The sequence below is a fragment of the Serratia surfactantfaciens genome, from assembly GCF_001642805.2.
Lineage (GTDB): Bacteria > Pseudomonadota > Gammaproteobacteria > Enterobacterales > Enterobacteriaceae > Serratia > Serratia surfactantfaciens.
In genome coordinates this window covers 1,658,855-1,683,488 of record NZ_CP016948.1, presented here as the reverse complement: position 1 = coordinate 1,683,488, position 24,634 = coordinate 1,658,855, and the positions used below count along the sequence as shown (strand labels likewise).

Annotated in this window: 25 protein-coding genes; 15 read left to right on the top strand and 10 right to left on the bottom strand. The window is 57.7% G+C overall.

Annotated features, from left to right (window positions below):
- Positions 1 to 32 precede the first annotated feature (32 nt).
- On the bottom strand, positions 33 to 926 hold the full coding sequence (locus tag ATE40_RS08075; RefSeq protein WP_019455948.1) for a helix-turn-helix domain-containing protein: 894 nt from the start codon (positions 924 to 926) through the stop codon (positions 33 to 35).
- Between the two features lie 365 nt (positions 927 to 1,291).
- Here ATE40_RS08075 and rsxD point away from each other — a divergent pair, with 365 nt between their 5' ends.
- The 5 genes from rsxD to dtpA all read left to right on the top strand — a co-directional run bounded on the left by rsxD (position 1,292) and on the right by dtpA (position 6,471).
- Positions 1,292 to 2,377: an electron transport complex subunit RsxD gene (gene rsxD, locus ATE40_RS08070; RefSeq protein WP_063919379.1), complete on the top strand. Its 1,086-nt coding sequence runs from the start codon at positions 1,292 to 1,294 to the stop codon at positions 2,375 to 2,377.
- Between the two features lie 9 nt (positions 2,378 to 2,386).
- Positions 2,387 to 3,016 carry an electron transport complex subunit RsxG gene (gene rsxG, locus ATE40_RS08065; protein WP_019455950.1) on the top strand — a complete coding sequence of 210 codons (630 nt, stop codon included), beginning with the start codon at positions 2,387 to 2,389 and terminating at the stop codon, positions 3,014 to 3,016.
- Positions 3,013 to 3,711, top strand: a complete 699-nt coding sequence (locus tag ATE40_RS08060) for an electron transport complex subunit E (RefSeq protein ID WP_019455951.1) — start codon at positions 3,013 to 3,015, stop codon at positions 3,709 to 3,711. The genes rsxG and ATE40_RS08060 overlap by 4 nt, the downstream gene beginning before the upstream one ends.
- Positions 3,711 to 4,352: an endonuclease III gene (nth, locus tag ATE40_RS08055; RefSeq protein ID WP_019455952.1), complete on the top strand. Its 642-nt coding sequence runs from the start codon at positions 3,711 to 3,713 to the stop codon at positions 4,350 to 4,352. Before ATE40_RS08060 ends, nth begins: the two co-directional genes overlap by 1 nt.
- Before the next feature lie 604 nt (positions 4,353 to 4,956).
- Positions 4,957 to 6,471: a dipeptide/tripeptide permease DtpA gene (dtpA, locus tag ATE40_RS08050; RefSeq protein WP_063919378.1), complete on the top strand. Its 1,515-nt coding sequence runs from the start codon at positions 4,957 to 4,959 to the stop codon at positions 6,469 to 6,471.
- Between the two features lie 77 nt (positions 6,472 to 6,548).
- On the opposite strand, the gene ATE40_RS08045 is transcribed toward dtpA, so the two are convergent.
- Together ATE40_RS08045 and ATE40_RS08040 are read right to left on the bottom strand one after the other, a co-directional pair.
- Positions 6,549 to 8,642, bottom strand: a complete 2,094-nt coding sequence (locus tag ATE40_RS08045) for a prolyl oligopeptidase family serine peptidase (protein WP_019455954.1) — start codon at positions 8,640 to 8,642, stop codon at positions 6,549 to 6,551.
- A gap of 194 nt (positions 8,643 to 8,836) precedes the next feature.
- The gene (locus ATE40_RS08040) at positions 8,837 to 9,400 is read right to left on the bottom strand and encodes a helix-turn-helix domain-containing protein (RefSeq protein WP_019455955.1); all 564 of its coding nucleotides are present in this window, start codon (positions 9,398 to 9,400) and stop codon (positions 8,837 to 8,839) included.
- Between the two features lie 115 nt (positions 9,401 to 9,515).
- Between ATE40_RS08040 and ATE40_RS08035 the strand changes: the two genes are divergently transcribed.
- The 3 genes from ATE40_RS08035 to ATE40_RS08025 all read left to right on the top strand — a co-directional run bounded on the left by ATE40_RS08035 (position 9,516) and on the right by ATE40_RS08025 (position 11,983).
- Positions 9,516 to 10,703 (top strand): benzoate/H(+) symporter BenE family transporter, encoded by a 1,188-nt coding sequence (locus tag ATE40_RS08035; protein ID WP_063919377.1) that lies wholly within the window; start codon positions 9,516 to 9,518, stop codon positions 10,701 to 10,703.
- An 86-nt stretch (positions 10,704 to 10,789) separates the two neighbouring features.
- The gene (locus ATE40_RS08030) at positions 10,790 to 11,455 is read left to right on the top strand and encodes an O-methyltransferase (RefSeq protein WP_063919616.1); all 666 of its coding nucleotides are present in this window, start codon (positions 10,790 to 10,792) and stop codon (positions 11,453 to 11,455) included.
- Positions 11,456 to 11,479: 24 nt separating this feature from the next.
- Entirely contained in the window at positions 11,480 to 11,983 is a 504-nt protein-coding gene (locus ATE40_RS08025) for a cupin domain-containing protein (protein ID WP_063919376.1), read from the top strand.
- On the opposite strand, the gene ATE40_RS08020 is transcribed toward ATE40_RS08025, so the two are convergent.
- Positions 11,948 to 12,802 (bottom strand): aminoglycoside phosphotransferase family protein, encoded by an 855-nt coding sequence (locus tag ATE40_RS08020; protein WP_019455959.1) that lies wholly within the window; start codon positions 12,800 to 12,802, stop codon positions 11,948 to 11,950. The genes ATE40_RS08025 and ATE40_RS08020 overlap by 36 nt on opposite strands.
- A 182-nt stretch (positions 12,803 to 12,984) precedes the next feature.
- On the opposite strand from ATE40_RS08020, the gene ATE40_RS08015 reads away from it, so the two are divergent.
- Positions 12,985 to 13,365: a RidA family protein gene (locus ATE40_RS08015; protein WP_063919375.1), complete on the top strand. Its 381-nt coding sequence runs from the start codon at positions 12,985 to 12,987 to the stop codon at positions 13,363 to 13,365.
- A gap of 7 nt (positions 13,366 to 13,372) precedes the next feature.
- Here ATE40_RS08015 and ATE40_RS08010 read toward each other — a convergent pair whose 3' ends face one another.
- Positions 13,373 to 13,753 (bottom strand): nuclear transport factor 2 family protein, encoded by a 381-nt coding sequence (locus ATE40_RS08010; RefSeq protein WP_019455961.1) that lies wholly within the window; start codon positions 13,751 to 13,753, stop codon positions 13,373 to 13,375.
- Positions 13,754 to 14,028: 275 nt separating this feature from the next.
- Between ATE40_RS08010 and ATE40_RS08005 the strand changes: the two genes are divergently transcribed.
- Complete coding sequence (locus ATE40_RS08005) at positions 14,029 to 14,298, top strand: hypothetical protein (RefSeq protein ID WP_019455962.1); 270 nt, start codon at positions 14,029 to 14,031, stop codon at positions 14,296 to 14,298.
- Here ATE40_RS08005 and ATE40_RS08000 read toward each other — a convergent pair.
- Entirely contained in the window at positions 14,295 to 14,687 is a 393-nt protein-coding gene (locus tag ATE40_RS08000; protein WP_063919374.1) for a nuclear transport factor 2 family protein, read from the bottom strand. The genes ATE40_RS08005 and ATE40_RS08000 overlap by 4 nt on opposite strands.
- A gap of 201 nt (positions 14,688 to 14,888) precedes the next feature.
- Between ATE40_RS08000 and ATE40_RS07995 the strand changes: the two genes are divergently transcribed.
- The 4 genes from ATE40_RS07995 to gstA all read left to right on the top strand — a co-directional run bounded on the left by ATE40_RS07995 (position 14,889) and on the right by gstA (position 17,883).
- Complete coding sequence (locus ATE40_RS07995) at positions 14,889 to 15,584, top strand: HD domain-containing protein (protein ID WP_084799133.1); 696 nt, start codon at positions 14,889 to 14,891, stop codon at positions 15,582 to 15,584.
- Between the two features lie 95 nt (positions 15,585 to 15,679).
- Entirely contained in the window at positions 15,680 to 15,943 is a 264-nt protein-coding gene (locus tag ATE40_RS07990; protein ID WP_019455965.1) for a YjbD family protein, read from the top strand.
- Positions 15,944 to 16,300: 357 nt separating this feature from the next.
- Positions 16,301 to 17,185, top strand: coding sequence for a 4-hydroxy-tetrahydrodipicolinate synthase (dapA, locus tag ATE40_RS07985; protein ID WP_004938372.1), 885 nt, complete (start codon positions 16,301 to 16,303; stop codon positions 17,183 to 17,185).
- Between the two features lie 92 nt (positions 17,186 to 17,277).
- Positions 17,278 to 17,883 carry a glutathione transferase GstA gene (gene gstA, locus ATE40_RS07980; RefSeq protein ID WP_004938367.1) on the top strand — a complete coding sequence of 202 codons (606 nt, stop codon included), beginning with the start codon at positions 17,278 to 17,280 and terminating at the stop codon, positions 17,881 to 17,883.
- A 39-nt stretch (positions 17,884 to 17,922) separates the two neighbouring features.
- Here gstA and pdxY read toward each other — a convergent pair whose 3' ends face one another.
- Positions 17,923 to 18,783, bottom strand: a complete 861-nt coding sequence (gene pdxY / locus ATE40_RS07975) for a pyridoxal kinase PdxY (RefSeq protein WP_063919373.1) — start codon at positions 18,781 to 18,783, stop codon at positions 17,923 to 17,925.
- Between the two features lie 283 nt (positions 18,784 to 19,066).
- Between pdxY and ATE40_RS07970 the strand changes: the two genes are divergently transcribed.
- Positions 19,067 to 22,120, top strand: a complete 3,054-nt coding sequence (locus ATE40_RS07970) for a hypothetical protein (RefSeq protein WP_063919372.1) — start codon at positions 19,067 to 19,069, stop codon at positions 22,118 to 22,120.
- Between the two features lie 48 nt (positions 22,121 to 22,168).
- Here ATE40_RS07970 and tyrS read toward each other — a convergent pair whose 3' ends face one another.
- The 3 genes from tyrS to ATE40_RS07955 all read right to left on the bottom strand — a co-directional run bounded on the left by tyrS (position 22,169) and on the right by ATE40_RS07955 (position 24,627).
- On the bottom strand, positions 22,169 to 23,443 hold the full coding sequence (gene tyrS / locus ATE40_RS07965) for a tyrosine--tRNA ligase (protein ID WP_063919371.1): 1,275 nt from the start codon (positions 23,441 to 23,443) through the stop codon (positions 22,169 to 22,171).
- A 138-nt stretch (positions 23,444 to 23,581) separates the two neighbouring features.
- Positions 23,582 to 24,235 carry a pyridoxamine 5'-phosphate oxidase gene (pdxH, locus tag ATE40_RS07960; protein ID WP_063919370.1) on the bottom strand — a complete coding sequence of 218 codons (654 nt, stop codon included), beginning with the start codon at positions 24,233 to 24,235 and terminating at the stop codon, positions 23,582 to 23,584.
- 89 nt (positions 24,236 to 24,324) lie between these two features.
- A complete protein-coding gene (locus ATE40_RS07955) occupies positions 24,325 to 24,627 on the bottom strand; it encodes an MliC family protein (protein ID WP_019455971.1) in 303 nt (100 codons plus the stop codon).
- Between the last annotated feature and the right edge of the window lie 7 nt (positions 24,628 to 24,634).

Genomic DNA, 24,634 nt, shown 5'->3' with positions numbered 1-24,634 from the left:
GACAGCGGCGCCTGGCCGAACCCGGGCGCCGTTTAATCGATAGAGATCAGGTAGGTGTAATCCACTTCAATCTGACGCAGCTTAGACTCTGGGTTCCACTCTTTGGTTTGAATGATCTCCATTTCTAAACTGCCGCGCACCTTATCCTTCAGCCCCGGCATCACATGCGACATCAGGTAACCGAAGAACTGCAGGCACTCTTTCGCCGTACCCTTGTGGTTGATGGAGATAAACTCGCGGCTTGGCAAATGGATGGTGTCTATCTGATGGTTGGAAAGAATATCCTTTCTGTGCTCAGGGTCGACCGCCATGACCAGGGTGGATGACAGCTCGTCGCCTTCCCCGGCTTGCGGGGAATAGATGCTATAAATCCGCCGGCAGTCGACATGCAGCCCCTTGAAGAAATCGTTGAAAATTTCATCCTTCATCGCCATGCAGGAGGAGTACTCCAGTTCCTGTTCCGAGGCGAAATCCAGCCGGCGCGAGAAGCCGACCAGTTGCATCTCGGGCAGCGTCAGCCGCTTCACCTCTGGATAATAGCCGGCGCCATAGCTGGCTTCGAAGTTAAAGCGCGGCATCAGGTTTTTCACGTCCCAGTGCTCCATCGAGCGATAGCGGTTGGGCGTGGTGCCGAAGCGCTGCTTGAACATGCGGGTAAAGGTCTGCTGCGAGTCAAAGCCCAGCTCGTCGGAGATGTCGATGATGGAACGGCGGGTAATGCGCAGCGCCACCGCGGCGCGCGTCAGGATGCGCGAACGGATATAGGTGGCGAGTTGAATGCCGGTAATACGCTTGAATTTACGCTGCAGATGCCACTTGGAATAGCCCGAAATACGCGCGACTTCATCCAGGTTTGGCCGTTTCTCCAGGTGTATTTCCACCCACTCAATTAGCTCTTCAATAAAAAAAATATCTTCATTTGTCATTATTATGGATTCACTAACTCAATAATGTTCGCGATAGTAACCTACACGGATTATGTGAAAGTTGTTATTTTGTGCGGAAATCTGGAGAAAAATGATATCTCATTCATACGGTTACCCCGTTTTCCGTAGCCACTGGCGGCGTAAGTTCCACTGACATTTCCTCACGTTAGCCGATTTTACGGCCAAAAAAAAATCAAATCGCGCCACCCCGATCGCCGCAGGTGCGAAAAGCCGAATACCCCTATCATTAAGGCGTATTACCCTCGCATCGAATCAGGTAGAATGCTCGGCTATCATTTTTGCCGCGCCCGCAAAACGGCGCATCGAAACTGCCGCAGGCGCGGCGCAGAAGGTATCGTTACTCTATGAAGTTCAGGCCGGTATCACCCACAGCCGCCAAAGGCTTACACATCGCCAGCTCGCCTTTCACCCACAACCAGCAAAGCACCAGCCGCATTATGCTGTGGGTCATGTTGGCCTGCATTCCCGGCATCGCAGCGCAGATTTGGTTCTTCGGTTACGGCGTGCTGATTCAGGTGGCGCTGGCGGCGATCGTCGCGCTGGTTGCAGAAGGCGCGATCCTCAGGCTGCGCAAGCTGCCGGTGCGCAGCCGGCTCGCGGATAACTCCGCCCTGCTGACCGCGCTGCTGCTCGGCATCAGCCTGCCGCCGCTGGCCCCGTGGTGGATGATCGTCATCGGCACCTTCTTCGCCATCGTCATCGCCAAACAGCTGTATGGCGGCCTTGGGCAAAATCCGTTCAACCCGGCGATGGTCGGTTACGTGGTGCTGCTGATCTCCTTCCCGGTGCAAATGACCAGCTGGTTGCCGCCGGATGAACTGCGCGCCGCCGCGCTGTCGTTCCACGACGTGCTGCTGACCATTTTCAGCGGCCATACCGCACAGGGCGCGACGCTGCACGAACTGCAAATGGGCGTTGACGGCATCAGCCAGGCGACCCCGCTCGACGGTTTCAAGACCGGCCTGCGCAGCGGCCACAGCGTCGAACAGGTGCTGCAGCAGCCGCTGTTCGGCGGCGCGCTGGCCGGCATCGGCTGGCAGTGGGTCAACCTCGGCTTCCTGGCCGGCGGTCTGTTTATGCTGGCGCGTCGTCTGATCCATTGGCAGATCCCCTTCAGCATGTTGGCCGCCATCGCCTTCTGTTCGGGTCTGGCCTGGTGGCTCGATCCGGCGCATCAGGCTTCGCCGCTGATCCACCTGTTTTCTGGCGCCAGCATGCTGGGCGCGTTCTTTATCGCCACCGATCCGGTCAGCGCCTCCACGACGCCGAAGGGCCGCCTGATCTACGGCGCGCTGATCGGCGTGCTGGTCTGGCTGATCCGCGTTTATGGCGGCTACCCCGACGGCGTGGCCTTCGCCGTGCTGTTGGCCAACATCACCGTCCCATTAATCGACCACTACACGCAGCCGCGCGTGTATGGCCATCGCTAAGGAGCCGTCATGCTGAATTCCATGAGAAAGCACGGCACCACGCTGGCGGTGTTTGCGGCGGTCACCACCGGCCTGACCGCCGTGGTCTACGCCCTGACGAAAACCACCATCGCCCATCAGGCCGCGCTGCAGCAAAAAGCGCTGCTCGATCAGGTGGTGCCGCCGGAAAACTACGACAACGTCATGCAGAACGAATGCTTCCTGGTCAGCGATCCGGCGCTGGGCGACAGCGCGCCGCACCGTTTGTATCTGGCGCGCAAAAACGGGCAACCGACCGCCGCCGCGCTGGAAACCACCGCGCCGGACGGCTATTCCGGCGCCATCAAGCTGCTGGTCGGCGCCGATTTCAGCGGCACGGTGCTCGGCACCCGGGTGATTGAACACCACGAAACGCCGGGGCTGGGTGACAAAATTGAACTGCGCATTTCCGACTGGATTTCCTTCTTCAGCGGCAAGAAAATCGAAGGCCCGGCAGACAAACGCTGGGCGGTGAAGAAAGACGGCGGCATGTTCGACCAATTCACCGGCGCCACCATCACCCCGCGAGCGGTGGTCAATGCGGTGCGCCGCACCGCGTTGTATATGGAAACGTTGCCGCCTAAACTTGAAAGCTTACCTGTGTGTGGAGCCGCCGAATGAGTGAAGCCAAAGAATTGATCGTCCAGGGGCTGTGGAAGAACAACTCCGCCCTGGTGCAGCTGCTGGGCATGTGTCCGCTGCTGGCGGTGACCTCCACCGTCACTAACGCGCTGGGGCTGGGGCTGGCCACCACGTTGGTGTTGACGCTGACCAACGCCTCCATCTCCGCGGTGCGCCGCTGGGTGCCGAGCGAAGTGCGTATTCCGATCTACGTGATGATCATCGCTGCGGTGGTAAGCATCGTGCAGATGCTGATCAACGCCTATGCCTTCGGCCTATATCAATCGCTCGGTATTTTTATTCCGCTGATCGTGACTAACTGCATCGTGGTGGGCCGCGCCGAAGCGGTGGCCGCCAAGAAACCGGTCGGCCTCTCGGCGCTGGACGGTATGGCCATCGGCCTTGGCGCCACCGGCGTGATGGTGACGCTGGGCTCGATGCGTGAACTGTTGGGCAACGGTACGCTGTTCGACGGCGCCGATCAGCTGTTGGGCGGCTGGGCCAAATCGCTGCGCATCGAAGTGGTGCATTTCGACAGCCCGTTCCTGCTGGCCATGCTGCCGCCGGGCGCCTTTATCGGCCTGGGGTTGCTGCTGGCGGTCAAATATCTGATCGACGAAAAAATGAAGGCGCGCAAAGCCCGCGCCGTGGCGGTGGAGCCGCTGCTGGAGCAAGGACACGCTGAGAAGGCCTGATGAATAAACAGAAGCGACTGGAAATTCTGACCCGGCTGCGCGACAACAATCCGCACCCGACCACCGAACTGGTGTACACCACGCCGTTTGAGCTGCTGATCGCCGTGCTGCTGTCCGCGCAGGCCACCGACGTGAGCGTCAACAAGGCGACCGCCAAACTTTATCCGGTCGCCAATACCCCCGCCGCCATGCTGGCGCTGGGGGTTGATGGCGTCAAGGAATACATCAAGACCATCGGCCTGTTCAACAGCAAGGCCGAAAACGTGATCAAAACCTGCCGCATGCTGCTGGAGCTGCACGGTGGCGAAGTGCCGGAGGATCGCGCTGCGCTGGAAGCGCTGCCGGGCGTCGGCCGCAAGACCGCCAACGTGGTGCTCAACACCGCCTTCGGCTGGGCGACCATCGCCGTGGACACCCATATCTTCCGGGTGTGCAACCGCACCCACTTTGCGCCGGGCAAGAACGTCGATCAGGTGGAAGAGAAGCTGTTGAAGGTGGTGCCCGCCGAATTCAAGGTCGATTGCCATCACTGGCTGATCCTGCACGGCCGCTACACCTGCATCGCGCGCAAACCGCGCTGCGGCTCCTGCATTATCGAAGACCTGTGTGAATATAAAGAGAAGGTTTATCCGGAATCCTGAGTCAGTTGGGTGCGGCAAACCGCACCCGCCGCTTCCTCTCCCCCCGCCAGCGCCTCTTTTTTATCGGAAATGTGATATCGCGCAGCAGTAACCCCGGCGTTATCGCGGTTTTCAGTGCAAAAACCATCGCAGCGTTATTTTCAAGCGAAAAATTAGTCGAAAATTGCGGTGACCGTCACGCTTTGAGGATCACAAGGCGTTCACAAATGCCAGCCCCATTTTCCTAAATTTCTTTAATTTTACAAAACACGCCATATACACAACATTCCAACGGATTAATAACCACACATACACTGATGCGCTAAAAAATAGCAATTCAGCAGAATATATCCCTGTTTAAAATTGGTATAGCTTTTAATCAAAACAAAAAATCGGCAAACCATTAAAACCCGAAAGTTAATACTGCATAACATTTGCAACATCGCGGCATAATCCTGCCGGCGTTAAATGTAACCGAATATGACAAACTGCTTGCCACGTTGACAAAGATAGTGAACATTAACCGCCGTCCCCATCCTATAACAACGCAAAAGGATGCCGTTCCGCATCAACTTTTGTACTTTCCCGTCCTCAAAAGACGGGCTGCGAAAAAACAGAGGTACCAGTGTCAACAGCAAACAACCAACATCCGGAGAGCGTGAGCCTTAACGCGTTCAAACAACCGAAAGCGTTCTATCTGATCTTCTCGATCGAACTGTGGGAGCGTTTCGGCTACTACGGCCTGCAGGGCATCATGGCGGTTTATCTGGTCAAGATGCTCGGCCTGAGCGAAGCCGACTCCATCACCCTGTTCTCTTCCTTCAGCGCCCTGGTGTACGGCTTCGTCGCCATCGGCGGCTGGCTGGGCGACAAAGTGCTGGGCTCCAAGCGCGTGATCGTGCTCGGCGCGTTGGTGCTGGCCGCCGGTTACGCCATGGTGGCCTACTCCGGTCACGACATCTTCTGGGTCTATCTGGGCATGGCGACCATCGCCGTGGGCAGCGGCCTGTTCAAGGCCAACCCGTCCTCCCTGCTGTCCACCTGCTATGAGAAAGACGACCCGCGTCTCGATGGCGCCTTCACCATGTACTATATGTCGGTGAACATCGGTTCCTTCTTCTCCATGCTGGCGACCCCTTGGCTGGCGGCGAAATACGGCTGGAGCGTGGCGTTCTCCCTGAGCGTGGTCGGCATGCTGATCACCCTGGTCAACTTTATGCTGTGCCACAAATGGGTGAAGAAAAACGGCTCCAAACCTGACTTCAAGCCGCTGCATCTGCCGAAACTGCTGATGGTGCTGGTCGGCATCGTGGCGCTGGTCGCCGTTTCCAGCTGGCTGCTGCACAACCAGGTGATTGCACGCTGGGCGCTGGCCCTCATCTCCGCCGGCATCGTTCTGGTGTTCGCCAAGGAAACCTTCGCCCTGCACGGCGCCGCACGCCGCAAGATGATCGTCGCCTTCCTGCTGATGCTGGAAGCGGTGGTGTTCTTTGTGCTGTACAGCCAGATGCCAACCTCGCTGAACTTCTTCGCCATCCACAACGTGGAACACAGCATCCTCGGCGTCGCCTTCGAGCCGGAGCAGTACCAGGCGCTGAACCCGTTCTGGATCATGCTCGCCAGCCCGATTCTGGCCGCGCTGTATAACAAAATGGGCGATCGCCTGCCGATGCCGCACAAGTTCGCTTTCGGCATGATCCTGTGCTCCTGCGCCTTCCTGGTGCTGCCATGGGGCGCCAGCTTCGCCAACGAACAGGGCATCGTATCGGTCAACTGGCTGATCCTCAGCTACGCGCTGCAGAGCATCGGCGAGCTGATGATTTCCGGTCTGGGCCTGGCGATGGTGGCGCAGTTGGTGCCGCAGCGTCTGATGGGCTTCATCATGGGCTCCTGGTTCCTGACCACCGCCGCCGCGGCGCTGATCGCCGGTAAAGTCGCCGGTCTGACCGCCGTCCCGAGCGACATTAACGACGCGCACGCTTCACTGGCCATCTACAGCCATGTGTTTATGCAGATCGGTATCGCCACCGCCGTCATCGCTATCCTGATGATGCTGACCGCGCCGAAACTGTACCGCATGACGCTGGACACCAGCGAAGACGCCAATCAGAAAGCGCAGGAAGCCACTGCGACTCACTGATCGCCGGGCGAATAGCGCGTAAATAAAAACACCGGGGTTAACGCCCCGGTGTTTTTTTATGCCCGCGAGAAAAGAGCTTACGCTGACTTGGGCTTGCCGCTCAGATTAGCCCACATGAATTCGCTCACCAGCGCACTGTGGAACGCTGCCTGCTGCTTGTCGGCGGCGGCGCTGTGCCCGCCTTCGGTATTCTCATAGAAATAAGCCTGTTGATACCCCATCGCCTGCATGCGCGCCGCCATTTTGCGGGCGTGGGCCGGGTTGACCCGATCGTCGCTGGTGGCGGTATAGAACAGCACCGGTGGGTAGGCCGTCTGCGCCTGAATATTGTGGTACGGCGAGAAGGTTTTGAGATAGGCCCACTGCTCTGGCTTGCTCGGATCGCCGTATTCCGCGATCCACGACGCGCCGGCGGAGAGCTGGGTATAGCGCTGCATGTCCAACAGCGGCACTTCGCAGACGATGCAGCCGAACAGCTGCGGATACAGCGTCAGCATATTGCCCACCAGCAGGCCGCCGTTGCTGCCGCCGCGTGCGCCGAGATGCGGCGCCGAGGTCACCTTGCGTGCGATGAGATCTTCGGCCACGGCGGCGAAATCCTCATAGGCGCGATGACGATTCTGCTTGAGCGCCGCCTGATGCCACGCCGGACCATACTCGCCGCCGCCGCGGATGTTGGCCACCACGTATACCCCGCCGCGTTCCAGCCAGGCCGGCGCCTTGCCGCCGAGATAGCCCGGCAACAGCGGCACCTCAAACCCGCCGTAGCCATACAGCAGCGTCGGCGTGCTGCCGTCCAGCTTGAGATCTTTGGCGGCGATCTGGAAATACGGCACGCGGGTGCCATCTTTGGAGCGCGCGAAATGCTGGCTGACCTGATAGCCGGCGGCGTCAAAGTCCTGCGGCGCCTGTTTCAGCAGCGTCGCCTCACCGCCGTCGAGATTGCCCATGTACAGCGAGGTCGGCTGCAGGAACCCACTGACGGTCAGGAAATAGGCGTTGCTCTCTTCGTCGATGCCGCCGGCGGAAATGGTGCTGATGGCGCCGGGGTTGCCCAGCGGGCGACGTTGCCAGCTGCCGCCCTGCGGCGTCAGCACCTCCAGCCGGTTGACCACGTTATCCATGATGCTGAGGATCAGATGATCGCGGGTGCCGCTGTAGCCGCTCAGCGCCTGCTCGGCGGTCGGGGTAAACAGCAGCTGCAGCTCGCGCTTGCCCGCCAGATAGTCATCGAAGTTGGCCGCCAGCAGTGCGCCGGACGGATAGCGTTTGCCCCCCACTTCCCAATCGCTGCTCGGTTTGATCAGCAGCCATTCCCGATGCGTATCCAGCTCGGCGTCGGCCGGGATATCGATTTTTTTCTGCCGGCCGTCCTGAGCCAGCAAGAAATAGTCGCGGCGATAGAAGTCCAGACTGCGGCCGACGAAATCGCGTTCAAAGCCCGGCGTGCGGTCGTGATAGGCAAAGACCGCCATGTCCTCGGGCTGCGCTTCGTACAGCGTTTCGGCCGCGCTCAGCGGCGTACCGCGCCGCCAGCGTTTGGCGATGCGCGCGTAGCCGGACTGGGTCATCGAGCCGGGGCCGAAGTCGGTGGCGATGAACAGCGTGTCCCGATCGACCCAGGAGACCCGGCTTTTCGCCACCGGCACGTTGAAGCCGTCTTTGACGAAGCGTTTGGCCACCAGATCGAATTCGCGGATTTCGGTGGCGTCACCGCCGTCCGGCGACAGCTGCATCAGGCAATAGCGGTATTCCGGCGCCAACGGCTGCGAGCCCTGATAGACCCAATCCTTGCCCTCGGCTTTGCCCAACGCATCGATATCCAGCACCGTCTCCCAGGCCGGTTTGGCCTTGCGATACTCGTCCAGCGTGGTGCGCCGCAGCAGGCCACGCGGGTTGGCTTTATCCTGCCAGAAGTTGTAATAGAACTCCCCGCGTTTGCTCACCCACGGGATCTGGGTGTCTTTATTGAGGATATCCAGGACCTCGCGCTCAATGCGCTGAAAGTCTTCGCCCTGGGCGAAGCGCGCAGTGGTGCGTTGATTTTCCTGCTGCACCCAGTGCAGCGCTTTTTTACCCTGCAGCTCTTCCAGCCACAGGAATTCATCGCCGGCGGCCGCGCCGCCCTCCGCCGCCATCGCCAGGCGGATACTGTTGGGTAATGAAGTCATCGCGAATACGGCTCCTGCGGTTTGCGCACTGAGTTTAATGAACTGACGTCGATTGGTGACCGGCAAAATCAAGCTCCTTTTGAGTCGGCTGCAACGCCGCCCCGTCGTGGGCGACAGCCTGTGAAATAAGAGTCATTTTCAACAAGGTAGGCGTTTGGCGGCGCGGAGTCAAAGCCCACGGCCGCCGCGTTGAGTCAGGATTGAGGATAGTGGATCAGATCGTGGATGCGCACCGTTTGCGAACCGGCGTTGCGGTAGGCGTGCGGCCGATCGGCCTGAAAGCGCATCGCCTCGCCGGCCGCCAGGCTGTGCCATTCGCCGTCTATCGCCAACTCCAACCGCCCGCTGATCACGATCACATGCTCTATTACCCCCGGCTCATGGGGCGACGATTCGCTGAGCGCGCCCGGCGCCAGATCGATGACGAACATATCGAAACCCAGTTGGCGATCGTAGGGAAACAGCGGCACCACGCGCATATCGGCGTTGTCCTGATCGTACACCGGCAGCTCGCCGTAACGGTGCAGCGTCGCCTGCTGCTGCGCGGGCGACGCCTCAAGAAAGGCGGAGAACGCCACGTTGAAACCGGTGGCGATCTTCCATAGCGTCGCTACCGTCGGGCTGGATTCGCCGCGTTCGATCTGCCCGAGCATCGCTTTGCTGACGCCGGTGAATTCCGCTGCCTGCGTCAAACTCCAGCCGCGCTGCGCGCGCAACGTGCGAAGGGTGTGCGCCAAATGGCCGGCAAGTTCCTGCATCCTGTTCTCCTCTGCGTATCGCGCCCGATTATACCCGCTTGTGCGCTATAGCGCACGGTGCTATGCTGATTTCTTACCGTGCGTTATAACGCACAAATCGCGATTGGAGCTGCTCATGCGTCCCGCCGTCACCCTGCATCACCTAACCCTGCCTGCCGTGATGGCCGGCTTCGTCGCCGTTCTGGTCGGTTACACCAGCTCTGCCGCGATCATTTTCCAGGCCGCCGCCGCCGCGGGTGCGACACCGGCGCAGATCGGCGGTTGGCTGAGCGTGCTGGGGATCGCGATGGGCGTCACTTCGCTGGGGCTCTCGCTTTACTACCGCACCCCGATCCTCACCGCCTGGTCGACGCCCGGCGCGGCGCTGCTGGTCACCAGCCTGCCCGGCACGCCGATCAACGACGCGATCGGCGTGTTTATCTTCGCCTCGGGTCTGATCCTGCTGTGCGGCGTCACCGGACTGTTCGCTCGCCTGATGGATTATATTCCGCAGGCGATTTCTGCCGCGATGTTGGCGGGGATCCTGCTGCGTTTCGGGCTGGACGCCTTCGCTTCGCTGCAGCTCAATTTCCTTCTCAGCGCCGGTATGGGGCTGGCCTATCTGCTCAGCCGCCGTTATCTGCCGCGCTACGCCATCGTGCTGACGCTGGCAGCCGGGCTGGCGATCGCCGCACTGCAGGGCAATATCCATCTGGCGCAGCAGGCGCCGGCGTTCGCCATGCCGGAATTTATCGCACCGCACTTCAGCTGGCCGACGCTGCTCGGCATCGGCGTGCCGTTCTTCGTGGTGACCATGGCTTCGCAGAACGCGCCCGGCATCGCTACGCTGCAGGCGGCGGGCTACCGTGTTCCCACCTCGCCGCTGATCGCCTGGACGGCGCTGACCGCGCTGCTGCTGGCGCCATTCGGCGGCTTCTCGGTGTGCATCGCCGCGATCACCGCCGCCATCTGCATGGGGCCGGACGTGCATCCCGATCCGCAGCGGCGCTATATGGGCGCGGTGGCCGCCGGCGGTTTCTACCTGCTGGCCGGGCTGTTCGGCGGCGCCATCGGCCTGCTGTTCAGCGCGTTGCCAGCCGCCCTGATCCACACCATCGCCGGGCTGGCGCTGCTCGGCACCATCGGCGGCAGCCTGCAACGCGCGCTGCATGATGAGAAACAGCGCGACGCGGCGCTGATCGCCTTCCTCATCACCGCTTCCGGCGTCACATTACTGGGCATCGGTTCGGCCTTCTGGGGCATTGTCGGCGGCGCCATCGCCCATCTGCTGCTATCGCTGCCGCGGCGAGGAACAGCAACATAAAATGCCAAACGCACGCGGTGCATTGACAAGCAGCGCGGCGGCACCTTCACTGGATGGGCACACTGCGTTTCCCGCACGAGGCCCGCATGAAAGAAAAGGAACAATGGTCCCAGGTCGATCGCTATATCGCAGACAGCCTGGTAGAACAAGACGATGCCCTGTTGCAGGCGCTGGCGGCCAACGCCGCCGCCGGGCTGCCGGCCCATGACGTGGCACCGAATCAGGGCAAGTTGCTGCAGCTGTTCGCCCGCATGATTAACGCCAAACGCATTTTGGAAATCGGTACGTTGGGCGGCTACAGCACCATCTGGCTGGCGCGCGCGCTGCCGGCGGATGGCACGTTGGTCACCCTGGAAGCGGATGAAAACCACGCCGCCATCGCCCGCCAGAATATTGCTCGCGCCGGGCTCGCCGGCCAGGTCGAACTGCGCGTCGGCCCCGCTCTCGCTCACCTGCCCGCGCTGCAAGTCTTGGCTCCCTTTGATCTGATCTTCATCGACGCCGACAAACCGAGCAATCCGGATTACCTGCGTTGGGCGCTTAAACTCGCGCGCCCGGGCACGGTGATTATCGGTGACAACGTGGTGCGCGATGGCGCAGTCACCGATGCTGCCAGTACCGACGCCCGTGTACAAGGCGTACGCGAATTCTTCACGATGATGGCTGCGGAACCCCGCCTGAGCGCCACCGCATTGCAAACCGTGGGCAGCAAGGGCTGGGACGGATTCTCTCTGGCTATCGTCAACTTTTAAGTGACAATGTCACCAAGGAAGCTTATGACTGAGAAAGCGGCGCTGTTGGCTCAGCGCCTGATACGCAATGTCGAACGGGTAGATAAGCAGCACGATCGGCGGCCGCCGCTGTATGACAGCGTCGGCGCGCGCCTCGGCACCGGCACCGCCGCCGACAAGCTGGGTGCCTCTTTCGATTGCGTGGCGCCGGGCATGCGTTCCTGCCCATACCATTTTCACTACGCTCAGGAGGAAATGTTCATCATTCTGGAAGGCAGCGGTACGCTGCGGGTGGCCGGAGAAATGCTGCCGATCGTCAGCGGGGATGTCATCTTCATTCCGCCCGGCCCGGAATACCCGCACCAGATCATCAACACCTCCGATGCGCCGCTGAAGTACCTGTCCGTCAGCACGCGCGAGCAGCCGGAGCTGGTGATGTACCCGGACTCCGGCAAATACCAGGCGATGGCGCGCGGCAATGATGGCGAGCAGGTACGCTACCTGCAACGCCCTTCAACCTCGCTCGATTACTGGCAGGATGAACCCTGAATCGCCGTCCGGCAGCGGGAGATCCAATGCGCGCGCCGCCAGCTCGGCCACGCGGAAGTCGATATCCGCCGCCTGGCCGTCTTCCATAAACCAGGCGGCGGACAGCCCCGACCAGGCCAGGACCCATTGCAGCAAGCGCCGGCGCTCCAGCCCGGCCAGGCGGCACACCTGTTCCACGCGCCGCTGGAAAATGGCCGGATCGGTCGCGATGCCGTAGTTGGGATTACAGAAGATATTGGCGTAATCGAAGCCACGTTCGCCGAACAAGCGCTTGGGATCGATCGCCAGCCAGCCGCGTTCGCCGAAGTCCAGCACGTTGTCATGGTGGATATCGCCGTGCAGCACGCTTTCTTCTCGCGGGCTGCTCAGCAGCTCCGCCGCCGCCGTGGCGCTGAGGCGCAGCATGCCGCCGTGCGCCTGCGCCGCCGGCCACAGCGAGCTGAACCACTCCTGCAGCGGGATCAGCTCGGGCAACGGCGCGGCACGCGGCGCATGCAGGGCGGCGATCGCCCGACACAGGATCCGCGTGGCCTGCTCATCGTCGCCGTCGCGCACCAACTGTGCCAACGAACCTTCGCCCTGCGCGCGCTCCAGCAGAATGCCGTCGTCATGCCATGCCAGCACCTGCGCGGCACCTTCCCCGCGCCACCAGCACATCAGTTGACCGCCGAAGCGCTCTTCCTGCTCGCGGGCGATCTTCAGCATGGCCGCCTCGCCGCGGTAACGCACCGGCATCAGCAAGCTGCTGTGGGTTTCGAAGGCTTTGCCGTCCTGCTCCAGTTGCCAGCGTTGCAGGTAGGGAGTAAAAAGCGGGTTCATCGTCTCATGCGTCCTTGTGGCCGAGCTGCGCCGCACTGTCACATTCAGGTGAGAGACGACGTATAAAATAAAGAGAGATGATACTCTCAAATATCATCGGTGCGCGGCGTCTGACCGCCGTTTCATCAGTATCCTAACCAAGTTTGTCGATTTTATTAACCGGTCTTGCGCGGGGTTCGACCATGACATCATTAAAACGCATTAATTATCCGCAATTGCCTACGCCGGGCGGCCCTTACGTGCACGCCGTGCGTCACGGCGATCGCCTGTACGTGTCGGGCTTGACCGCCTTCGCCACCGACGCTCAGGGGTTGAGCGCGTCAGAGCAAACGCAGGAAATCCTCGAACAGCTGGCGACCATCGCCGCCAGCGAAGGCGTGAATCTCAAGGCATTGATTAAAATCAGCGTGTTCCTGACCGACATCGCCGATCTGGCGGGCGTGCGCCCGGTGCTGTTTGACTACTTCGACGGCGCGCTGCCGGCCTGCTCATTGATGGCGATCAGCGCGTTGTTCTCACCTGCAGTGTGCGTGGAGATAGAGGCGGTGATGGCGTTGCAATAGCGCAGCGTTAGAGCGCGCCTTCGTCCGGTACGCAGGGGCCGATTTTGAACCAGGCTTTGGCGATCCGCCCCTGCTCCACTTCGTAAATGGCGATAACATCCATTTTGCCGCGCCCCTGCGGGAAGTTGCGCGTCACCACTTCCTGATCGACCACCATATTCCCCACCGCCATGCGTTTTATCCGTTCACCATACAGGCTCGGCTCGCGAAAACGCGCCAGGTGCCGTTCGCGGATCGCCGCCTTGCCGCTGGCCAACAGCGTGTCGGGGTGCTCGTAATACTGCGCATCGTCCGCCCAGCAGGCCATAAAGGCCTCGATGTCACGGGCGTTATAAGCGTCGAGCTGGCGTTGAACCACATCTTGCGGGCGTACCGTTTTATCGTTCATCACATCCTCCTGCCGAAGTTAACCGCCGCATGCGTCGAACCCCTCACCATAACCGCTCAATGCGGCAGCTTGATGACACGCGGCAAGTGAATAAAAACACAGAAATAGCGAATAAATAACCTATCATGCCCAATGGACAATTCAAGCGTCTGCGCAGAAATTTTCAGCATCGCGCCAGGAGCGATGAAAACCGCAGGACGGCACGCGTTAATCTTTGCGGCGGCCGGGAGGATTCTGCTAATTTAGCGTGAACAGCCAGATGATAACGAAACGCTATGCAGCAAAAACCGGTGTTGGACGAAGCCAGACAGTTAAAGCGACTCAACGCCGCCACGCGGCGCCAATCCCATATGTATAAATGGATCGCCCTGGTAGCGGCGCTGGATGCGTTGTTGGTGTTTTGGTATGACCGGGATATGCGCAACGTCACCTTCTCGGGAGCGGTCGCGCTGGTGTGCGGTTATCTGTGGATCCGCGATCGCAACAAGGCTCGCGGCTACCGGCGCGAGTTCGATCGCAAATTCGGCAAGCGCAGCGGCGATTAAGGCTGCATCGCTTCCAGCACCTTAGCACTGTCGACGATCTGCACGAACTTCACGATTTTACCGGCGCGCACCGTATAAATATGCGCGAAAGAGGCGCTGAAGGATTTGCCGGTGGACCGGTAGGTGCCGTGGTAAAAACCCTGAGCGATCACATTGTCGCCGGCGTCGTAAAAATGATCGACGTCGGCGCGGTAACCTTGCCATTCGCTGCCTAAACGCTGATGCACGTTCTTGATGATGTTCTCCGGACCGATATAGGTGCCGGCGTAAGGGAAACCGGCGGCTTCGGTCCACTCGGCATCGGGGGCCAGCGCCGCCAGCAGATTACGGCCGTTTTCTTCGGAGCTGCCTTCATAGGTCGCGCGCACTATTTCAAGAGGGGTTGGCATGTCTCTTCTCCCATGGCTGATGAGGATATTCCGGCCATCTCCGCGGACACAGGCTCTCACCAAGCGGAGACGGCGGAACGTGGCTATTTTAGGTTGCTTGTTTCGCTGCAAAAACCGCAGTTATGACAATAGTCAGTTGCACTTTAGTAAACAATAGCCGCTTCGCCGTCATTTTCCCGGCATCCGACGCGGCTATGCTGATTGATCGATTTCCCCCAACAGGAGCTGAACGTGTCTTTACCCTCGCTGACGCAAGAGCTGTTACAACCGTTTTCCCCCTATCAGGCGTTGGCGCAAGCGCTGCTGCCGCTCACCCTCGAGTCTGACGACGGCTCGCACGATGTGGCGCACCTGCACCGAGTCTGGAAGAACTGCCGCCGGATCAGCAAGCTGGAAGGCGGCGATCGGCGCATTCTCTGTGCGGCGGTGCTGCTGCATGACGCGGTGGCGGTGGAAAAGAATTCGCCGCAGCGCCATCTGGCCTCGCGCATGGCGGCGGAGCAAGCCACGCTGACGCTGGCCCGGCTGGAATGGGCGCCGGCGGACATCGCGGCGGTGGCTCACGCCATTGAAGCGCACAGTTTTTCCGCCGGCATCCCGCCGCAAACGCTGGAGGCGAAGATCCTGCAGGATGCCGATCGCCTCGACGCTATCGGCCTTATCGGCGTGGCGCGCTGCTTCTATATCGGCGGCCGCATGCGCAGCGCGCTGTATGACGCCGCCGATCCGCGGGCCGAACATCGTCAATACGACGACAAGCGTTTCTGCCTAGACCACTTCGAAACCAAACTGTTCAAGCTGCAAGACGGCTTCCAGACCGCCGCCGGGCGGCAGATGGCCGAACAGCGCACCGAACGCATGCGGTGCTTTGTCGACGAGCTGCTGGAGGAGGTGTAATGCCGGCCTACGGGGCATTTTCGTTATGCCCATAACATTTTCGGTCATATAACGCCGCTAAACTGTAAGTCAACTTCACCGAACGGGCGGCACAGATGAAAAAGTTGACGTTGAAAGAGATGACGGAAAGCGAACAGCGGGAAGTGAAAACCGAATTGGACAAGGCGCGTAAAAGCCATGGCAGGCCGCTGACCAACGCCGAACAGCACAAGGTCAAGGATGAGGCGGTGGCGCGCATCATGGCCGCCAGAGCGAAGCTCGCCAAGGCGGAGCGTGCAGAACGCAAAGCCAACCGCTACCGGCCAAGTGGCGACACTTTCAGTTGGTCTGCCACCATCGGCTCCCGCCCGCCGCGCTGAGCCAACCCTCCCCGCCGCGGCGGGGATTTTTATTTATTAGCCAAACTCATCCTCACCGGCGAATCATGAATAACAATGTTATCAATCTGTTGTAAATTGACAGCCTGATGAAGAATATTCATTATCACCCCACTTCCCCCTTTTCGCGAGACTGCCATGGCCTACCCACGCAACGCTGATATTCTGATGACGCCTGCGTTGCCCCTTGGCGGTTTGGCGGCGGTTACATCGAAGAAACAGACGCTCATTTGACCGGGGCGCGCTGTCCCGTCAGATGAGCTGACTGGATGGCACGCAACGCCCCGCCTTCAATTTTCTCATCTGGCTTCTCTGTCGGTCACACAGAAGGAATATTTTATGGCCTCATTTTCGGGTATTTGGGTGGCGATGGTTACCCCTTTCAATCACGACGCCGTCGACCTGCCGGCGGTGCAACGCCTGGCGCGGCACCTGCTCGACGCCGGCATCGATGGTCTGGTGGTCTGCGGCTCCACCGGTGAAGCCGCCGCGCTGAGCAAAGAAGAACAGCTGGCGGTGCTCGACGCCGTATTGGAAGTGGCGCCTGCACGCCAGGTGGTGATGGGCCTTTCCGGCAATAACATGGCCGCCACGCTGCAGATGCAGCAGGCCATTCAGCTGCGCGACATCGCCGGCGTGCTGATCCCGGCGCCTTACTACATCCGCCCTTCGCAATGTGGCCTGATCGACTATTTTACCCAGTTGGCCGACGCCTCCACCGTGCCGGTGATCCTGTACAACATTCCGCAGCGCACCGGCATCGCCATGGAGCTGGCTACGCTGCGCCGGCTCGCACGCCATCCGCGCATCACCGCCATCAAGGACTGCGGCGGCAACCCTGACACCACCATGGCGCTGATCGCCGATGGCGAAATCGATGTGATGACCGGGGAAGACAATCTGATCCTCACCACGCTGTGCCTCGGTGGCACCGGCGCCATCTCCGCCGCCGCGCATGTTCACCCGGAACGTTTCGTCCAGTTGGTGCAGCAGGTCGCCGCCGGCGATCTGGCTGCGGCGCGCAGCAACTTCTATGAGCTGCTGCCGATGATCCACCAGATGTTCAGCTTCCCGAATCCGGCGCCGGTCAAGACGGTGCTGGCCCAGCAGGGGCTGATCGCCAACGAGTTGCGTTCGCCGATGCAGGTGGCGCCGCCGGCGCTGCAGCAGCAGATCGCCGCGACGCTGGCGCAGCTGCAGCCCGCCGAGGCGATCGTCGGTTAAATTTGTTAGCTAAGCCGCTGTAATTTTGGTGCTATGGGACTACGATGAGAGGTTAAGCATGCCCGTCATTCGTCATCAACAAGGAGCTTCCGATGAAACTGTTCTATAAAGCCGGCGCCTGTTCGCTGTCCCCGCATATCGTGCTGCGTGAGGCAGGGCTGGATTTTACGGCGGAGAAGGTCGATCTGGCGCAGAAGAAAACCGAGAGCGGCGCCGATTACCTCGCCATCAACCCCAAGGGACAGGTCCCAGCGCTGCTGCTGGATGACGGCAGCCTGCTGACCGAAGGCGTGGCGATCGTGCAATACCTGGCGGACCGTGTGCCGGATCGCAACCTAATCCCGGCGGCGGGCACTCTGTCGCGCTACCACGCGATCGAATGGCTGAACTACATCGCCACCGAGCTGCACAAAGGATTCAGCCCGCTGTTCAACCCGAAAACGCCCGAGGAATACAAAACCATCGCGCGCGCCAGGCTGGAGCAACAGTTCAGCTATCTGGATTCGGTGCTGGCGAAGCAGCACTTCCTGTTGGGAAACCGTTTCAGCGTGGCCGACGCCTATCTGTTCACCGTGTTGCGTTGGGCGTTCGCCCTGCAGTTCGACGTGCGCAAACACGCCCATCTGGCGGCCTGGTTCGATCGCGTTGCGGCGCGCCCGGCGGTGGATGCGGCGCTGAACGCCGAAGGATTGAAGTAAACATTCGGCCCCGGTGGCTATCGCCGGGGCCCGTTGCACTTACAGTTTTACCGCTTTGAACTCGCTGCGCGGTTGCACGATCCGATCCTGCGCCGCCACTACCTGCAGTTCGTACTCGCCCATCGCCTGCGTGGTCAGCATCACCTCATACACGGCGGCGGTCACGTGCTCCAGCGCTTTATCCAGCGCCTCGCCCTTCAGCAGATCCACCAGCAGCAGACCGCTGGTCAAATCGCCGACGCCGACCGGTTGACGCGCGCCGAAGTCCACCAGCGGCCGGCTGATGTGCCAGGCCTCCTCCGCCGTCACCAGCAGCATTTCAAAACAGTCGGCGTGATAGCCGGCCCGGGCCAGATGCTTGACCAGCACCAGCCGCGGCCCTTTGGCGATCAGCGCGCGGGCGGCCTGCACCGCATCGGCCACGTTGGTGACGGCCATCTGACTGAGCATCTCCAACTCCAGCAGGTTCGGCGCCATCATGTCACTGCACGACAACGCCTGGCGGCAGTGAAACTCGGCCACGCCCGGCGCCACGATGCAGCCTTTTTCCGGATGCCCCATCACCGGATCGCAGAAATACCAGGCATTCGGGTTCGCCTGCTTAACCTGGCGCACGATCGCCAGAATATGGTCACCCTGCTCCGGCGAACCGATATAGCCACTCAACACCGCATCACAGCGCTTCAGTTGATCGATATTGGCGATGCCCTGCGCGATCTCGGTCAGGTGATTGGCCGGCATGACGCAGCCGGTCCACTGGCCGTATTGCGTATGGTTGGAGAACTGTACCGTGTTCAGCGGCCAGACGTTGACGCCCATGCGGCGCATCGGAAATTCAGCCGCACTGTTGCCGGCGTGACCAAACACCACGTGCGACTGGATAGAAAGAATGTTTTTCATCGGAACAACTGACCTCGCCATGCCGTGTGCATCAGCCCGCGGCGAAATGATAATGGGTGCACAACGCGAAAACGTCATGCCGGCGCTGTTAAAAACAAGAAATAAGAGGAATTTTTATGCTTTCGACGGCGGTATATTGTAGCGAAAACACATCGGCAAAAAAAGCGCATATCCTACAGGTAACCGTACCAACGGCGTATGTGCACTCAAAACAACCGATTTGCTTTTTTGTCATTCTTGGCTGTACTTAAAGTTCACTGAGTCTTGCATTTGGGGAGAAAAAATGAATTTCATTTCATTACAACAAGATACAGCCATTATTTTCTATGCAATCATGGGCCGATATGCAGATAACCAAGAATTGACATACTTTACAAGGCAAATCGAGAAAGCGTTATACGACAATGTATATTTGGCTAACCAGCTTATTGACTCTCCCAGTGGCCATCTTCGCTATAACGGCTTAACTACTGTGCAAAAAGTAGAATATATCTATCATAATGCGACCGGCCAATCTCCTTCACCTACCAAGTTGGACTTGTTAGTCAATCAAGTCAACGCGGGACTCTCTTTAGGTCAGTTAGTCAGTAACTTAATCAACGACACTCGTCATTACATCGGCAACGACCCCACTACAACCGCTCAGCAAAAACACATGTTCGAGACTATTAACGCTACGCTATATCCAACACCAGCGACCTCGGCTACTAGTGCTGCAGCTGACGTACAAGGGATTTATTATACTATTGGCAGTCTATTTAATGCTGATGGCGTCAATTATTGGAGCAAGGCTATTGCGGATGGACGGGTTAGTGTCAATTATGTCGCTAATAACTTTGTAGAATCACGAGCATGGTTGCTTTCATTGAATAATGACGAATTCGTCAAGAGAATATACAAATGCATTTACGACTTAAACCCCGATACTACAACCGTAGCTAAATACAGCTCAGGTCTAAATAACAATAGCGAAACACGAGGCGACGTCATCATCCGTTTAATGACCGACGTTCGCAATGATGTAGATAACAGTATTGCCAAACAAAACTTTCTAAAAGCCACGCACGTCTATGGCTCTGGAGAATTTACGCCATTAAAGATGCAAGAAAATGTAGCGGTATTATTCCAGCTACTGACGACAACTACCGGATTAGATGCCAGAGGACTTGACAGTTTTAGTAGAATGTTAGACAGTGGAAAATCTGAACTAGCATTATTGACACTTCTTACGCAGTCTACCTCACATTTTAGTTCCGCCTCAGACTTTAGTTCACTTTATATCAAACTATATGGCCAAGCTTTAACTAATGAGCAAAAAAACGTTATATTGCAACAAGCGGAGAACAACGCCTTACAGGCGACATTAAATATTATAGAGGCATATCGCAATGGGAAATCACCATTGAATGATGGCCCTCTCCCGCTAACCAAAGACATTGCCACGCTTGAACAACAGATAGGCGAAAAATTAGGTTACCAGGAGAATGGAAAAATCATACTGGATCGAGACGGCGCAATGATTGGCGATATTAACTCAGGGAGCATTCATAGACTATCACATGCCGAAATTGGCGTCCTTAACTCTGCTTCTCTGGATGTTAATTATGCCAGCGCAATCGATCTTAGATTTGCAAAATCATTAAAAAACTTAACATTACAAGGCGATTACGCCGCCAATGCCATTGTTATTAACTCATTGAGTGGAAGATCGATAACTCTTTACCTCAACAAAAACAATCTGTTAAATGCAGACAATATCATTGAGCTCACCGAACTTGCCAGTAGCCGATTGATAGCCGATCAACTCAATATTGCCGACTCGAAAATAAATATGAGTCTCAGTGGAAACGAACTCACTCGATTGCTATGGAATGGCAACAGTATTGCAGGGGGAGCAAACGCTATCGATAAAGAGTTTCTGGCAACGTTTTTAGCCAAGTCTTCTTCTTCGCAGAGCAGTATTTCTGCTAATTTTATCAGCAAAAACGTATACTTGACATCTAACGGCGGCAATGGATATGACGCCGAAATTATAAGCAATATAAATCAGTTTTTGTATTTTGGCGGTATAGAACTTGGTGGTTATCGTGGTACAGGAAACATCTATCTTAACGGTGATTTAATCTCAACCGAGGGAAAAAATATTTTTGATTTCGGTCTATTAAACCAAACTGCCAAGGTCTATGGCACTTATCCTCAACCAATAAAGATTCTGGCTCAAGGTGAACTACCGAAAACACCTACCGATGGAGGTAAAGCCACTGGCTCTTCGGGATTAATATTGTCCGGTATGGCTGATGATGTAAAGGTAATTAATACCAGTTGGTCCAGTATGCTTACGATAAATGGGGATGCCTCTGCTAGCAGTAAATTGACGCTTGAAATGGCAAAACACCTCGTCGATGATGCTTTCAAAATCAACATAGGCGCTAATAATGGCGGATGGATTAATGCAGGGGAAATAAATATAATTAGTCAAGATAAAACGACTCAAGAAAGCCTGAAATTAGAGTCAAGTGGAAACACAATAAATACAATTTCACTCGGGGGAAGCGATAACAATATATCAAATATCACAGTTACCGCCAGTACACGACTATACCTAACCATTAAAGAGGATTTTAGTGATACGCTGCAATCCATAGAATTACCTGAAAATGATCCACGCCACAATGCCGTCATTGATCTTTTCCTCGAGAAAGGTGGTAGTGGTGGTGGCGCTTTCTATTCACTTCTGTCTTCTCTAAACAACACATCCCCTTACGAGCATGTCATTAGCAGTCTTTTTGGTAACTTATTGGATATAGAAACCTTCAACGGCGGTAACTTTACGGTACATGGCAATACAATCATTGGAAACTCAACAACTGGCGTGCGAAACGTATCCTTCGAAAATAGTAAAATAGATGATTTAGTCACCTTAAATAGATACAGTTACGATCAAATACATGCTGGGTCAACTGATAGAAAGTGGAATTTTGGGCCGAATGAAAAAGGTAACATTGAAATTTATGGTAACATTAGTCAACCTAATCAAATTAATACGTTATTTAATTCATTGGCAATAAATAACACTGATCGTGCGTTTGATGTTTTAGCCAAGGCAATGTCAAAAATCACCAAAGGTGCCAGTGAAAATAGTTTAGCTGAGGTGGGCGCAGTGGGAATGGGTGACAACATCTATGTTATTATCGACAAAAACCACAATCAGAAATTCGACGAAAATGATACTGTTTTTTCTATCGCAAATGAAAATATCTATTCATTAGCAAATACTCTTCATTATCAAGCTCCTACAATTGATCTTAACGGTTTTGCGCCGGACTATTTTGCTTAAAAAAATGGCCCGGAAATATTTCGGGCCATTCATATGGGACTATTTTATTTACTGCCAATCCACCAGGCAGTAGTGTTTTTTACCGCGGCGCAGCAGCGTGTAGCGGCCGAACAGACGGTCCACGTCGCTGAAGCGGTATTCGGCATCGGATTGTTTCTCGCCGTTGATGGTCACCGCATTGGAGCCGATCATGGTGCGCGCCTGGCCGCGTGACGGCACCAGCTCGGCATTCACCAGCGCCTGCTGCAGATCGGCGTCGCGGTCCAGTTTGATGGTCGGCATGCCGTCCTGCGCCAGCTGGGCGAAGTCCGCTTCGGTCATGTCATGCAACGCGCCGGAGAACAGGCTCTGGGTGATGCGCTTGGCGGCCGCCAAACCTTCCGCACCGTGCACCATGCCGGTCACTTCTTCCGCCAGCACGTATTGGGCGCGCGGCGCCTTACCGCTGTTCTTGTCTTCTTCTTCCAGCGCGTTGATGTCTTCCAGGCTCATGAAGGTGAAGAACTTCAGGAAGCGGTAGACGTCGGCGTCGGCGGTGTTGATCCAGAACTGGTAGAACTTGTATGGGCTGGTTTTTTCCGGCGCCAGCCAGACCGCGCCGCCTTCGGTTTTACCGAACTTGGTGCCGTCTGCCTTGGTGATCAACGGCACGGTCAGGCCGAACACCTGTTTCTGGTGCTGACGACGCGTCAAATCGATACCCGAGGTGATGTTGCCCCACTGATCGGAACCGCCGATCTGCAGCTCCACCTGGTGGCGGTTATACAGCTCGGAGAAATCGTAGCCCTGCAGCAGGTTATAAGAGAACTCGGTGAAGGAGATGCCGGAGTCGTCGCGATTCAGGCGCTGCTTGACCGCTTCCTTGTTGATCATCTGGTTGACGGAGAAGTGCTTGCCGATGTCGCGCAGGAAGGTCAGCACGTTCATGCCGCCGAACCAGTCGTAGTTGTTGGCGGCGATAGCGCTGTTGCTGCCGCAGTCGAAATCGAGGAACGGGGAAACCTGCTTGCGGATCTTCTCGACCCACTCGTTCACCGTATCGGTGGTGTTCAGCTTGCGCTCCGCCGCTTTGAAGCTCGGATCGCCGATGAGGCCAGTGGCGCCGCCCACCAACGCTACCGGCTTGTGGCCGGCCAGTTGGAAGCGCTTCAGGCACAACAGAGGAACCAGATGGCCCAAATGCAAGCTGTCAGCGGTCGGATCGAAACCGCAATACAGTGCAATTGGCCCTTGCGCCAGTCGCTCCGCTAACGCTTCCTCATCCGTAACCTGGGCAACGAGGCCCCGCTCTTGCAGTTGTTTAATCAAGTTGCTGCTTGCCATCAATGACTCCATGTATAAACGAATGCACCTTTGCCGGTACACGGCCTTTCGCCCAGTGGCGAAATAAAAATTCAGGGTAGCGCATAGAATAAAGCGCCGGCGGCGTCAGCACCAGCGCTTAGAGGGGATTTTCCGTCTTCAGGGTGCCAGTCGGTCAATTTTCCAGTCATTCCCGTCCCGCTGATACAGGAAACGGTCATGCAGGCGATGGGCGCCGCCCTGCCAGAACTCGACGGAGTCGAATTTCACGCGGAATCCGCCCCAGAAACTCGGCAGCGGCACCTCGCCCTGCTGGAACTTCTGCTTCAGCTCGAGGAATTTGCTTTCCAGCACGCCGCGCGCGGAAATGCGCGACGACTGCTGCGAAACCCAGGCGCCGATCTGGCTGTCTTTCGGCCGGCTGTTGAAATACTTCAGCACTTCGAAAGTCGACAGGCGCTCCACCTGGCCGAGGAAAATCACCTGGCGATCGAGCATGTGCCAGGGGAACAGCAGGCTGATATGCGGGTTGTGCGCCAGCTGCTGCGCCTTGCGACTGCCGAGATTGGTGTAGAACACCAGCCCCTGCTCATCGAAGTGCTTCAGCAGCACGATGCGTTGATAAGGCTGGCCGTGCTCGTCGACGGTCGCGACGCACATGGCGGTGGGATCGGCCAGGCGCGCGTCGCAGGCCTGTTTCAACCAACGCTCGAACAGCTCGAGCGGGCTGGCGGTCAGATCGTTGCGGCGCAGGCCGCCTCGGGTGTATTCACGGCGCAGGTCCGCAACATCAAACTCATTCTTTTCAATCATCTGGGTTATCGACCAACTGAAAAAATCCGTCGTTACATTCTGCGCCTGCGGCGTCAGGAACTCAATCGCTCCGACGCCGCCACCGGCCTTTAGTCCGTCAGCACGCAGTCGCTCATCACAACTTTGCCGTTGCGTTCAAGATAGGCGTTGCGGTCTTTCGACCAAAACGTGTATTTACCGTCGCTGTATTTGGCGCCGGTCAACGCCAGCACCTGCTTGAGATGCAGCTGTTCGCCATCCATCAGCAGGCTGACTTCGCTCGCCTTGCCGTCCAGCGCCACCGTCAGCGGCGTGGTGCCGCACTGATAGTGCATCGTCTGGCTGCTCTGCGGCAGGATGTAGCTGCAGCCGGACAGCGCCAGCGCGCCGGCGACGAAAATGACTTTTTTCATGCTGTTG

Excerpts from the sequence above, each read along its gene's own strand:
- ATE40_RS08075 (WP_019455948.1), bottom strand. The coding sequence starts at position 926 with ATGACAAATGAAGATATTTTTTTTATTGAAGAGCTAATTGAGTGGGTG.
- rsxD (WP_063919379.1), top strand. The coding sequence starts at position 1,292 with ATGAAGTTCAGGCCGGTATCACCCACAGCCGCCAAAGGCTTACACATC.
- rsxG (WP_019455950.1), top strand. The coding sequence starts at position 2,387 with ATGCTGAATTCCATGAGAAAGCACGGCACCACGCTGGCGGTGTTTGCG.
- ATE40_RS08060 (WP_019455951.1), top strand. The coding sequence starts at position 3,013 with ATGAGTGAAGCCAAAGAATTGATCGTCCAGGGGCTGTGGAAGAACAAC.
- nth (WP_019455952.1), top strand. The coding sequence starts at position 3,711 with ATGAATAAACAGAAGCGACTGGAAATTCTGACCCGGCTGCGCGACAAC.
- ATE40_RS08045 (WP_019455954.1), bottom strand. The coding sequence starts at position 8,642 with ATGACTTCATTACCCAACAGTATCCGCCTGGCGATGGCGGCGGAGGGC.
- ATE40_RS08040 (WP_019455955.1), bottom strand. The coding sequence starts at position 9,400 with ATGCAGGAACTTGCCGGCCATTTGGCGCACACCCTTCGCACGTTGCGC.
- ATE40_RS08035 (WP_063919377.1), top strand. The coding sequence starts at position 9,516 with ATGCGTCCCGCCGTCACCCTGCATCACCTAACCCTGCCTGCCGTGATG.
- ATE40_RS08030 (WP_063919616.1), top strand. The coding sequence starts at position 10,790 with ATGAAAGAAAAGGAACAATGGTCCCAGGTCGATCGCTATATCGCAGAC.
- ATE40_RS08025 (WP_063919376.1), top strand. The coding sequence starts at position 11,480 with ATGACTGAGAAAGCGGCGCTGTTGGCTCAGCGCCTGATACGCAATGTC.
- ATE40_RS08020 (WP_019455959.1), bottom strand. The coding sequence starts at position 12,802 with ATGAACCCGCTTTTTACTCCCTACCTGCAACGCTGGCAACTGGAGCAG.
- ATE40_RS08015 (WP_063919375.1), top strand. The coding sequence starts at position 12,985 with ATGACATCATTAAAACGCATTAATTATCCGCAATTGCCTACGCCGGGC.
- ATE40_RS08010 (WP_019455961.1), bottom strand. The coding sequence starts at position 13,753 with ATGAACGATAAAACGGTACGCCCGCAAGATGTGGTTCAACGCCAGCTC.
- ATE40_RS08005 (WP_019455962.1), top strand. The coding sequence starts at position 14,029 with ATGCAGCAAAAACCGGTGTTGGACGAAGCCAGACAGTTAAAGCGACTC.
- ATE40_RS08000 (WP_063919374.1), bottom strand. The coding sequence starts at position 14,687 with ATGCCAACCCCTCTTGAAATAGTGCGCGCGACCTATGAAGGCAGCTCC.
- ATE40_RS07990 (WP_019455965.1), top strand. The coding sequence starts at position 15,680 with ATGAAAAAGTTGACGTTGAAAGAGATGACGGAAAGCGAACAGCGGGAA.
- dapA (WP_004938372.1), top strand. The coding sequence starts at position 16,301 with ATGGCCTCATTTTCGGGTATTTGGGTGGCGATGGTTACCCCTTTCAAT.
- gstA (WP_004938367.1), top strand. The coding sequence starts at position 17,278 with ATGAAACTGTTCTATAAAGCCGGCGCCTGTTCGCTGTCCCCGCATATC.
- pdxY (WP_063919373.1), bottom strand. The coding sequence starts at position 18,783 with ATGAAAAACATTCTTTCTATCCAGTCGCACGTGGTGTTTGGTCACGCC.
- ATE40_RS07970 (WP_063919372.1), top strand. The coding sequence starts at position 19,067 with ATGAATTTCATTTCATTACAACAAGATACAGCCATTATTTTCTATGCA.
- tyrS (WP_063919371.1), bottom strand. The coding sequence starts at position 23,443 with ATGGCAAGCAGCAACTTGATTAAACAACTGCAAGAGCGGGGCCTCGTT.
- pdxH (WP_063919370.1), bottom strand. The coding sequence starts at position 24,235 with ATGATTGAAAAGAATGAGTTTGATGTTGCGGACCTGCGCCGTGAATAC.
- ATE40_RS07955 (WP_019455971.1), bottom strand. The coding sequence starts at position 24,627 with ATGAAAAAAGTCATTTTCGTCGCCGGCGCGCTGGCGCTGTCCGGCTGC.